We start from the raw sequence: 11,767 nt of genomic DNA, 5'->3' as shown, positions 1-11,767 counted from the left end.
CCGGCCCAGTGTGAAGAAGGCCTTATCCCAGGGGACGGAAAGTACCGTTCCATCCAGCCGGAACACATGCACCATCCGCAGATCACGTTGCAGGCGAATCGGATAGTGAGTCAAGCGAAAGCACTCCCTGAAGATGAGCCACAGGAAAGCGGAAATCACAACGATGCTGAACAGCAACGGGCCGCCGCCGAGAAGCATATTGGCCGTTCGCTCGTTGGCGTTGCCCATCAATCCATCAACGAAAAAAATATTGGCGAAGAGCCACGCCATAGCCACGCAGACGACCAGCAGGGCGCCTGTCACGAACGTCAGCGCCCCTTTCCAGCCGTAGTACTTGTCCGCAACCTCCAGGTAGCGGCTATTCATTCTGATCGTCGAACTGAAGTAGTTCGGCGCAACCTCCAGCCGCTTGGCGGGGTCGAGCCGGTTCCGGCGCTCTTCCTCCGTAAGCGGGCGATTGACCTTGAACTTGTTGACAAGACCTGTGTATTCCATCGTTCAGCCTTTGGTTGCCACGTCCAGTTGCTGCATTTCCATCTCCGAACTGTTGTACCTCAAATGAGAATTTGTAGATTTTCCCCAATACGTCAACTCCAACCAATCCTGAAGCTTGTTATTGACGAACAACGACGCCACGAACGCCCAGATGACCATGAGGCCGACCACCAACAGGCCCCAGCCGGTCCACCCCATGAGCAGCAGCACCGTTGCGGTCGCACCCAATACTGCGGACATGCCGTACGCCACGGTTCCATAGCCGTGACCGGCTTTGGCTTCCTGGTATGCCCGCCAGCCGTCCCACACGGCCATCAAGATGCCAGCCAAGGCGCCGAAGATACGGCCCACGGCACCAAATATCTTGGCGCCGACCTCGAGGGTCGCCTGCCCCAGGCGTACCCCGGCAATCGACAGTCGCGTGAGCCCCCCCTCAATGGCATCCGCAACAGCGCCCATAATCGCCAACCCCTGCGTGTAAATCCGCCGCCGCATCTCGTCCTGGTGAACGGCCAGCGCATCCTGTTCTCCCTGCATGATGGAATGCATGGCCCAACCGTTCGCGAGCAACGCCAGCACGGCAAACGTGAACGGTATATTGACCTTGACGCGCTCGCTTCCCCGCATGACGGATTCACGATAGTCCGCCAGATTGAGTGCGTCGACCTGTTCCGGCGTACGAATAGTTTTCGCCAGCCACTTCGCCTGGTCGTCGACGCTCAAATTCTTCGGCATTTTGGCGACTTCGTCCGGGTCGATCATCAATAGCCAGGTTTTCTTTTCGCTGCCTTTGGTATCGACTCCACAAATCTCCTGACGCCGAAGCTCGTCGGCAACGGCTTTCTCCATCTTGTTCTGCGGGATCGACTTCGCTTTACCGCTCAGCTTGAGCATATTTCTGATAAGCGACGCGCGAAACGCCTTCTTCCCGCCTTCGACCGTGACCAGCACAAAGGGCTTGCGCGCGGCCACGCCGAGCGCCACGAGCCCGGCATAAATCTGCTTGCTCTCACTGACCTTCTTCAAGGTCGCGGTAATGGCACTTGCCACGAGACTCGCCAGCCTGCCGACCTCATCCTTCTGCGCTTCGAGCAGTTGATCGAACGTGGCCTTACCGATGCTCATCAACTTGTCCCACGGCAGCTCCGCCCATGACACGCTGCTTTGAACGGCACTCTGAATCGCCTTTGCCTGTGTATCCTGATGCAGGCAAAGCGCGCGCAGCAGAATATTGCGCTTGTCAGTCAGATCGCCCTGGAGCCACTGGTTGTACAGATCCGTGCTACAGCTCTTGTCCTGCGTGCCGGCGATGCATTGTCCGAATACGATCGTATAGACGATCCCGCTCGCCACCACCTGGCTGTCGAAATTGCAATCGAAGTAGTTGTAGAAGCCATCGCCCTTGAGCAGATCTCGATGGGCAATCGCGAGTGGACCAATGACCTCCTCGTCGAACGACTGCAAGGAGGTGTTGAAGGCGTTCTGCCACTTCAGGCGGTCCTTTTCCCAATACAGGTCGTTGTATTTCTTCCACGCGTCGTTGCCGGCGTTGCGCAAGTCTTCCGCGGTAATGGCGCGGTCCATGGCCGCCAGCGTTGCATTGCCGGGCACGAACATCGCCCCCATCACGCCCGGCACCGCGTGGCCGACTTCGTCTTGCTGCGCGCTCTCTTCCCGCCCGGCGATGAAATCCTGCTCGGCCTGAGTCCGGATCGCATCGCGAATCTGCTCGATTACGCTGGACAATGCCGTCTTGCGCGGCCGGTCCTTGTCGTTGCGTTCGTCGCGCATGAATGCCTGCATACGGATGCGCATGAGCAACGCCAACTCCGCGGCCACGCCGGCAGGATCGGGAACGGCCACCATCACGGCTTCATACGGCTTCGCCACCTGCTTGCCCCAGTCCATCAGGCCCTTCGCCTGATCGCCAAGGAAATTGAGCGGTTGCTGCGAATAACCCAACGCACGATCCGATACCACAGTCACTTCCGGCAACCAGTTGCCGGACAGTTTCTCCTTGAGCGCGGCGAGTTGCGCCCGCGTCTGCGCCACCTGCTTCTGCGCGGCGCTTGCCGCCGCCCCGGTGTGCGGGTGGGCCGCGCGCGCCTGCTCCATCTGCTTGAGCTGCTGCTCGAGCGCAGCGGCCTGTTTGGCAAGCTCGTCGTGCGTCTGCGTCGCACTCGCGTTCGGCTTCAGCACCTTGGTGAACTCGGCGACGTTCTTGAGCTGGCTGAACGAATCCATGTGCGCGGCGGCCTTGCGCGCGCGCACGTCGGCCATGTCGATACAGCGCATGTGCCGCTTGCGATAAGCGGCATCCGAATGCGCGGCCAGGACGTTCTCCGTCCACATCACATCGGAAAACGCCAGCCAGATTCTTCCGGCGTGCTCAGCATCCTTGACGGTAATGCAGCGCGCCAGATATGGATCGGCCTTGAGAACGCAGGCTTCGTTGAAGGTCTTGACCGGAACCTGCGGCGGCGTCTTTGCGTAAATGTCGAAGTGATAAAGCAGGCCCTCCCTGTTGACGATGTAGGCGCCCCACTCGCCTCTCACCTCGTCGAATACGTACAGATACCCCGGGCGCAAAATCCGCAGCGTGTACTTGGCGCTGTCTTTGGGCAGGCCTGGCTTGCCGGCGTCGAACGGCGCGACGATGTCCGGGGCCTTGCCGCCGAGATCGGTACGCGCCACGGCGTAGCGCAGCGGCATGATCGGCAAGCCGCTTCTGTCGCAAAACGGACAGCTTTGGACCGGCGGGTTGGCGGCGGTGGCAGTCATGTGCGCTCCTTCGATTGATCTAGTTCACGGCTTAACCGTTGCATGTCGGTCTCATCCAGATGCCGGCAAGCGCCGACATAGCTGAGCTCGCCGGCTTGCGCGCGAGCGAGACACGCCCGCAGCTCGGGATGGGCATGGATATCGGCATGAAAACGCACGGCTTGCTCCGCGTAGAGCCGGCGATCGCTGGAGTCGGCCAGCCGATACTGTGTCCACGCCTTCTCGATTAGCCCGTCGATGCGCCGGGCGAGTGCCGCGTCGATGAGCACTTGCGGAGCATGGCGCCGAAAGCTCTTCAAGGTCTCGTTGATATCGCCGAGCCTGAGCAATGTGTCCCATTGCTTCGCCGAGAAAAGGAGCCGCGACTGGACGTCGTTCGCTCCCGGTGCCTGCTCGCGAACCTGCCAGGCGCCCTCGACAGTCGGCCACGCCCAATGCTGCACGGGGCCCAGCAAGCTCGCCCATTGCGATGTGTCGAGCAGCCAGTCGAGATGCCACAGAACGCGCGGATCGTGCAGGCGAACCACGTCGTATTCGCGGCGCGCGTGATGGTATTGCACCATCTGCTTCGCCAGGTGATCGCGCACCCGCACGGGCTCGGCCTGCGTTCGCAGCAAGCTCGAGAAATACGGCGTGCCGCATTCCGCTTCCCATCGGCGAGCACGCGCCAGCAGAAGGTCGCGTGCGTGCTCGTCCATGCCGTGCAATTGCGCGAGGCGCGGAAACAGCTCGGCCTGGCCTTTGAATCGTTGAGGCACGACCGGTTCGGTGCGCAGGTCCTGCCACTCGGTCTCGTCCACCTGAAGCGGGTTGATCAGCGCGTACGGATACGAGCGGAAAGTGGCTTCGTCCAGCAACGTCACACCCATGTCACGCCCCGCTCATGGTGCCAGCGCCCATTGCGTCGGCCCCGCGCGCCTTGTATTCACAGAGCTTGGGTGCGCTGCGCGCGATCTCGGCCTGCGCCTGCGCGCTCCGCGGTCCGGTCAAGGTATGGCTCGCGGCATGAAACACGACGTTGCCGGGTGCGCCGATCTCGATGCCGTTGCCTTCCATTTTCAGGTAGGCCTTGGCCGCATTGAGCAGCACGCGCTTGGGCGCCTGGAGATTGACTGCGGCCTGGGCGCTGGCCAGTGTCACGGCTTTCTGCGCCGAAGCACCGAGCGTTCCGCCGTTCTGCGCCTGCACGCTCACCGTCCCACTCGCGGCATGCAGCGCGATCCCCTGCCCGGCGACCGGCCGCCCCTTGCCCGCCTCGCCTTGCGTATACAGCGCGATCCCCTGATTGGCCACGACGCTGGTCTTGCCCGCGGCGGTCAGTTGCAGATCCTGCCCGGCGCTCAACACCGTTTCCTTGCCCGACACCCACACGTGGCTCTTCGCGGAAATCGCCGCCACGCCTTGCTCGCCATGCGCCACCACATGCGGACGGCTCCACGCGACGGCGCTGCCACTGCCGCCGCCTTCGCTCGCGTCGCCGCTCTGGCGCACCGCACCGAGCGCGTCGTGGGTCTGCCCGATGCCAGCCAGCGCAGCCAATTGCGAGGCCTGAGCGGACCCGGCTGCCGATGCGCTGGAAAGCTCGCCTTCGGACGCCGCCGGGGCCGACGCAGCACCGAATTCCGCGCCGTGCTTTTGCGCCGTATCGGCCAGGCTCTGCAATGTCTGCCGGCTCTGTGCGAGCACCTGAGCAGCGGTGCCGGCATCCATCTGGCTCACACCATTAGCGGAACTGATCAACATCCCGGAGCCGCCGCGCAACGCACCCGCGCCATCGGTTTTCAACTCGGCGCCGTAGCCGCGATCGGCTTGACGCTGGTTGTCCTGAATCTGCTTGAGGTGGCCCAGCGTCAAGCCACTGTTGTGATCCGTCGTGTACAGGTGCGCCGCGGACTGCCCCGCGGAGTCGTCGAGCAGGAACTGCCGATAGCCGCCCGTGCCTTGCTGGCTCTTGCTCAGGTCCTGGGTCTTGAAGCCGGTCAACGCGGCCGAGTGGCCGTTGCCGGCGAACCACGCCGCCGCGTTGCCGGTGCTGCCGCTCGGACCGCCGGCCTGGCCATTGTGCTGGGCGTCGGCATGGCCCTGCCCGTTGTAGAGCGCCGCCACCGCCACGGGGCGATCGGGCTGCCCCTCCAGCCACTCGGTCCACACCTCCTGGCCGACGCGCGGAATGCTCACGCCGCCCCAGTTGCCGCCGCCGACCGGCGTCAACATCCGCGTCCAGGTGCCGGCGCGCTGATCGGCGGGCGCGTTGGCGGCGTAGGGATGATCTTCGCGGCTCGCGGCGTTCTGCCCGCGCTGCGCGTGATGCTGAATCCGTATCCGGTGATCGCGGTCGGTATGGATGGGATTGCCCGCGCCCACCGTGATCGCCGTCTGCGCACCGGGCGCAATGGCAACAGGATGAGAACGCGCGCCGTGACCGGCATCCGCCAGCGGACGATAGGTCTGCGTCGCCGGCAACGCGAGAAACTGATTCCGGTAAATCACGGCGCCATCCGTCAACGGGCCGCTGCCCTGCGTGCCGGCCTCGAGCGCGGCGTGCAGCGCGGTCGTCGCGCCGGGCTCGTCCGCGTGCGTATCGAGCATGCGCGGGATCGCGCCAAGCTGCCGCGCAATCGCGCTGTGCACTTGCGCATCGACGTTCGCCCGCGCTTCGTGCTGGACCCGCAGGCAAACGAACGCGTCCGAGGTGCCGAGAGACGGATGCTGGCTCAGCGCGAAGCGCAAGCCCGGGCGCATGTCGCGCCGCGTGCCCGCGCCCGCGCTGCGCGCCGCGGCGACCCGCTGGGCGTCCAGTTGCTGCTGCGCGCGCTGATCTCCAGCCGGGCCCGTCTGGAACGCGTAGGGACCGGCGACATCCCGATCGACGCCAGGCACCACCGCGCCATTCGCACGCGCGCCGGTGGGCCGCGTCGACAAGCTGCGATGATCCCAACTCGCGCGCACGACGCTGCCGATGCGCCAGCGTTGCGCCGGCATGAAATGCTGCACGCTGCCCTGCGGTTCGCCGTCGCTCGTCTGGTGAAAGCCGATCATCTCGGGATCGTCGGGCGTGAAGCGTTGATTCGAATCGGCCAGCACGAGCGTGTGCTCGCCGAAGCTCGACGAACCGGCGTCGCCCGCATGTTCGAACCAATAGAAGATGCCCTCTTCCGCCCACAACCGCGCGAGGAAATCGAAGTCGGATTCGCCGGCTTGCGCGCTCAGGCTGCGCTTGCGATATTTCGACCGGTCGCCGAGCGTCCAACGCCACGCGGGCGCCACCGCCCCGCGCGTGTGATAACGGAAGATCTGCTCGCTGATCTCGATGACGCTCGCGTCGTGATAGTTGTAGCTGTCCACGCGCTGGCGCAGCAGCGCGAGCCAGGGCTCCACGACGAAACGATAACGGGCGAGGCCGCCGTTATAGCCGACGAGCTCGGCCTCGACGACATGGCCATGCAGCGGACGGCGCGCGTCGCCGCCTTCGGCCGCCTGCCACTCGATCAACACCGGCGCACCCATCACCTGGGCAAGCGGCAGATCTGCACGCTCGGACAGCGCGCTCACCTGCAAGCGGAAGCCGCCGTGATCGATGGCCTCCCATCCTTGCAGGCTTTCCGCGACCAGCGCCCGGGCGCCCAGCGATGTGGTCAGCCGCAGGAAGCGGTTCTGCTGCGACCAGCCGCCGAACAGTGCCTGTCGAATATCCGCAGTGCTCACCATTTCTCTATGCCTCGAATTCGCTGCGACGGCACGAGCCGCCGCGAGATATCACTGCGCCTGCAACTCGACCGGCTGCACGTCGTTCATCGGCGTGCGGATCTGGCCTTTCAGCTCGGCCGGCTCGAGAACGTCGACACTCATCCCGCCAGTAAAGCGGTAGCTTCCAGAGGTAATCCGATGCGAAGTCGAGGTCACGCTGAACTTGACGGCGGAGTAAGGAACCTGAAACGTCAGCGTGACGGCCTCGCCCGGCTTCACGACAATTGCCGCGCCGTAGTGGCGCGATGCGTCGCTCAGATAGCCACTCACAAGGCGCACGTAAAAGGAGGTGCCGGCACCGTTGATAGCGCCGATCTCCACGTTGCGCAGATCCGGGCGGTTGAGGTCGGGCGTCCAGGTGTCGGGACCCGCAATGCTGAACGCCTTCTGTCCTTCATTGCGGAACGTGAGATCGACGACGAATCCATCCTTGCCCGAATGCGCGGTGAACACCGGATGGATCTTGATCTCCGGCTCACCGTCCTTGAGGACCTTGTCGGCGATCTGATAGAACGGCAAGAGCCGGTCGTGGAACCCGTCGTCCTGCCTGTAACCGTATACGCCCTCATAGTGCCGGCCGTCTTGCTCGAACGAAAAGTCAAACACAGCGCCTGCGCCAATGACGCTTTCGGGAGTAAAAGTGCGGCTGCTCAACGCCGCTTTCAGCGAGTCGAACTGGTGCTGCGCGCCGGCCTTCTCGACGCTCAGCACGTATTTGCCGATCCCCGTATACGCCGTCTCGGGCGGGAAGCCGAATTCGCGTCCGCGCGCGTAGCAGGCAATCTCGCCGTCCGTGACCTCGAGGGTCATCGGGGGAAGCGGATCCATCATCCCCGGCGCATCGCGGAACTCGAAATAATCGGACGGCTGCTTGCCGCTTGCCATGTCTGTCACTCCGAAAAGAAATACGGAAACCAACGCCATCAACGTTGTCCGTTTCATTTCAATACGTCCCATTCAATGCCGTTCTGGTCTTTGAGCCAGTCGCGAAAGCCGTACATGTAGTACTTCCGGATCGCCGGTCTCTCGCTATACGCGCCCTGGCCCATCAGGTTCGTATCGCTCGTGCGCTGCCAGTCGTCGGTCAACGGGTTCATCTGCACGTTGACGAGCCCTTGCTCATTGATGTACTTCCTGTAGACGGCGCCTCCGTTCTCGAAATACTCATCCGGCCAGCCGAACAGGTGGCCGGTCTCGTGGGCCATCGCATTTTGCGTCGCGAGCGGAACATACGCTCGCGTGTTTCTATCCCAGGTCACCTGAGTTTCACCCCACTTGCTGGCGTCGGCCCGGCTGAACGTGGGATACAGGTCGACGCTTTTGTGAAACCGGCCCGTGGTGACAAATTTCACCTTCATGGCAATGCTCACCTTGCACGTGCAGGCACCGCCGCGTGGGCAAAATTTTGGCCGCAGGTAGTAGCGACTCCGGTTCAGGCAGCTCTCGATCCGCCGCTGAAATCCGTCCACGGTGGCCGCCGCGATTGTCCGGCTGTACTGCCTCAGGTTGCCGCCGATGACCGGACCGTCGCCGTTAAACGGCACGGACGTGGGATTGCCGGCTGCGTCCAGCACCGGCTGGTTATTGCCATCCACCAGATACTGATCCTTAGGCACCAGCTGGATCAGGACAGTCGCGGTCAGTGTCGTGTCGGCGGGTGAATACTCGATGTCGAACTTTCCTTTCCAGCTCGCGAACGTGAGGAAAATGGCCCTGCCGTGCGAATCCCCCACCGCATGGCCCGATGCGTCAGTCTGGTAATAGTCGGCGCTGCTCGCCTCGGGTGCGTAGTCATTCTCCTTTGCCGGCTGCAATTGCCGCGCGCAAGCACTCGGTGGCGGCGGGGGCAGTTTCGACGGCGGCCCGGCCAATTCGCTGCTAATGGGGATAGACGGCATCGGCCTCGCCGCGCCCGCCGACTGCGATGCCGCGCTGGGAGCAAATGGCACAGGCGACGCAGGCGGTGCAGCCGCTGCGGATGCGGGGGCCGGTTCCTGGGGCACGGCCGATGCCGCTACCGCTGCCAACGCTGGCGAAGCCGCTGCCGCCGCTGACGTCAACGAAGGTGTTGCGGCTGCCGCCGTTGCGGAAGCCAGCGAAGGCGTTGCCGCTGCCGCCGTTGCGGAAGCCAGCGACGATGTTGCCGCTGCCGCCGTTGCGGAAGCCCCGCCGCCCGCAAAACCCCCGGCGAGAAACTCGCACGCCTCTCCTGGCGACGGCGAAACCGGCAATGCCGGCAACGACGGCGACGTGGTCGCCGGTCCCGGGAACGGATGCGAACCCGCCTTCACGAGGAACTGGCCGGGCGTCTCGACCGTGATGTCGGCGCCCTTGAGCGTGATCCGGCTCGGTCCCTGTTGCAACACGATGGCGTCTTGCGCCAGCACGTCGATCCGGTCTTCGGACGACACGATCCGCACCGACTGGTCCGCGAGAATCTCCATCGCCGCGGTGTGAGCCTCGACGCTGACCGGCCCCTGATTGGCGATAGCCTTGACGCCGCCGGCGGCGCTGTAGAGACTCACGGCATCGTTAGACGCGCCCGCCACCGTCGCACCCGCGCCCAGATGCGCATCGCCCTGCACGGTCAGATGCGTGTATTCGGCCGCATAGGAAACCGCGCTGGCCGGCGTCGTCAACGCAATGCTTTCCGGCGACTCCAGCACGATGGCCGGGGCCGCGAAGCGCTCGACCGGCTCGCCGCCCTCGCGCTGCGTGGCCGTCGGCCTGGTCGCGCTCTGACCGTTGACGGCGCCCGTATACTTGCCGTCCTGCTGCGGATCGATCGCCTTCAGGAAATCGGCCTGTGCGGGATTGCCCGCGAGACCGCCCGCCTTCGCGCCGGTTGCCGAGCCATCGAGCCGCCTGGCGGTAGCGACCGCCTGCTTCAACTGCCCCACGCTTTCGGCGATATCCATCTGGCTCGAGCTCGCCTGCGCACGCGCGGTGCTCGACACGAGCACGCCCTCGCCGGCGCGCACGACACTCCACCCCTGGGTGGCCAGCTCGAATCCCTCGCCGCGATATGTGCCGCGCACCGCGCCTTGCTGCGCGATCAGATAGCCCTGCGCGAGGCTGCTATTCGCCACGGCGTTGAGCACTTCATGACGCGACTGCCCCGAAGCGTCGTCCATCACCCAGCGGCTGCCGGACTGACCGTCCAGCGTCTGCGTCTGCATGCCCGTCAACGTGCCCGGATGATTCGCACTACTACCCTCACCGGCGGCGAACGGCGGCTGCACATGCCCGCCGTAGACCTGCCCCAGCACGACCGGCATGTCGATGTTGCTGGAATCGAAACCGACCACCACTTCCGCACCGATCCGCGGCGTGAAGCTATGCCCGAAGTTGGGACCCGCCGTTTGCTCCGCGAGCCGCGCGAGCACGCCGGACTGATGATTGCCGGGCGCATGACCGGCCGGATTCGAGCGGCTCGCCGTGTTGGTGAGGCCGCCCGGCAACGGCGCCGTGCCACGCATCCACGGAAACTGGATGCGCACCTGATGGTCGCGCGTGCTGCTGACCCGATTGCCCGGCTCGCCGACCACGATCGCGGTCTGCACCCCGGAGACCGTCGGCCGGTCCCGATACGGCGGCACGATCGGCACACCGGCCGGCACCGCGACGAAGCGATTGCGATAAAGCCCCTGCTCCAGTTCGCCTCGTTCGAGCAACTGCGCGATCTCGGCGCCGAGGTTGTTGACGGCTTCGTGATCGATCGACAGCGGCACGAACTCGATCGTCTTGCCGAGATAGCCGGTCAGCGTATGCACCTTGCCGGTCTCCAGCGTGCGCGACGACCCCGCGCCGTGGTGGGTCAGTTTCGGCAGACGCAACGCGTCCAGACGTTGATCGGCGTAGCGCTGGGCGCCGTCGCTCGTGTCGAAGCGGCCGGCACGCTGACCGTCGAAAATTTCCCGCACCGGCATAACCGGCGCGCCGTCGTCGGGCTGGCCTTGAGCCTGCCCCGCGAGCGCCAGCAACTCGCTGGCTTTCCAGCTCGTTGCCACGACGCGGTCGGGCACGATGCGGTGGCGCTCGGTGAACTGCGTCATCACGCCGTCGGGGTCGCCCACGTCCTGCTGATTGAACGCGATCGTGCTGCCCCTGGCGAATTCGGCCCGTCGGTCGAACACCACGACCGTGTGCTCGCCCGACGGCGCCTTGCCGCCGTCCTGAGCGTGCTCGATGCGAAAGGACAGTCCCGCTTCCGAAAGCTGACGCATCACGAAGGAAAAATCGGTCTCGCGATACTGCCCTCGCAGCGCGTAGGTGCGCAGCGGATCGTTGAGCGCGTAGCGACGCCGCGCCTCGGGATAGTCGCCGAATACGCGTTCACAGATGCCCTCGGTATCGAGATCGACGAAATACAGGCAATTGCGCCGCAGATGCAAAAAAGCGAGCCATGATTCCAGCGTGAGCCGGTAACGCGTGAGCCCGCCGTCGCTGTCCGCATACGCGGCGTGCGTGATGTAGCCGTTCCAGCAACGCTCGCCCGAAGCGGTCGCGAGGCGCAAGCGCGCGGCGCTGCCGATCAGCGGGTTCAGGTCGAGGAACGGCTCGTTCGACAGCACATCGATTTCGAAGCGGAACGATTCGTTCACCGCTTCGCGGCCGTGAAAGCGCTCGACCACGAACTTGCCCGACAAGGCGGTATCGATCTGGATGTGACGGGTGGCCTGCGAATAGCCGTTCAACGCGCCCGTCAAGGCCGCAGCTAGATCCATGTCTGTTCCCCGTGTTC

The 11,767-nt window shown here is 64.5% G+C and carries 5 protein-coding genes and 1 pseudogene; all 6 read right to left on the bottom strand.

Annotated elements, in window-relative coordinates; all coding sequences use genetic code 11:
• Nucleotides 1-495, bottom strand: a pseudogene (locus EYW47_RS39345) (hypothetical protein); the annotation flags it as partial.
• Nucleotides 496-498: 3 nt separating this feature from the next.
• Nucleotides 499-3,276 carry a T6SS effector BTH_I2691 family protein gene (locus EYW47_RS39340; RefSeq protein WP_133200195.1) on the bottom strand — a complete coding sequence of 926 codons (2,778 nt, stop codon included), beginning with the start codon at nt 3,274-3,276 and terminating at the stop codon, nt 499-501.
• Nucleotides 3,273-4,145 (bottom strand): hypothetical protein, encoded by an 873-nt coding sequence (locus EYW47_RS39335; protein ID WP_133200194.1) that lies wholly within the window; start codon nt 4,143-4,145, stop codon nt 3,273-3,275. The genes EYW47_RS39340 and EYW47_RS39335 overlap by 4 nt, the downstream gene beginning before the upstream one ends.
• A gap of 1 nt (nt 4,146) precedes the next feature.
• Nucleotides 4,147-6,984: a type VI secretion system Vgr family protein gene (locus EYW47_RS39330; protein ID WP_133200193.1), complete on the bottom strand. Its 2,838-nt coding sequence runs from the start codon at nt 6,982-6,984 to the stop codon at nt 4,147-4,149.
• Nucleotides 6,985-7,032: 48 nt separating this feature from the next.
• On the bottom strand, nt 7,033-7,980 hold the full coding sequence (locus tag EYW47_RS39325) for a hypothetical protein (RefSeq protein ID WP_133200192.1): 948 nt from the start codon (nt 7,978-7,980) through the stop codon (nt 7,033-7,035).
• On the bottom strand, nt 7,962-11,750 hold the full coding sequence (locus tag EYW47_RS39320) for a type VI secretion system Vgr family protein (RefSeq protein ID WP_133200191.1): 3,789 nt from the start codon (nt 11,748-11,750) through the stop codon (nt 7,962-7,964). Before EYW47_RS39320 ends, EYW47_RS39325 begins: the two co-directional genes overlap by 19 nt.
• Nucleotides 11,751-11,767 lie beyond the last annotated feature (17 nt).

Source organism: Paraburkholderia silviterrae (genome assembly GCF_004353915.1).
In the GTDB taxonomy this organism is placed as follows: domain Bacteria; phylum Pseudomonadota; class Gammaproteobacteria; order Burkholderiales; family Burkholderiaceae; genus Paraburkholderia; species Paraburkholderia silviterrae.
Note: the sequence above shows the minus strand (reverse complement) of the source record. Positions and strands in the feature narration are given on the sequence as shown.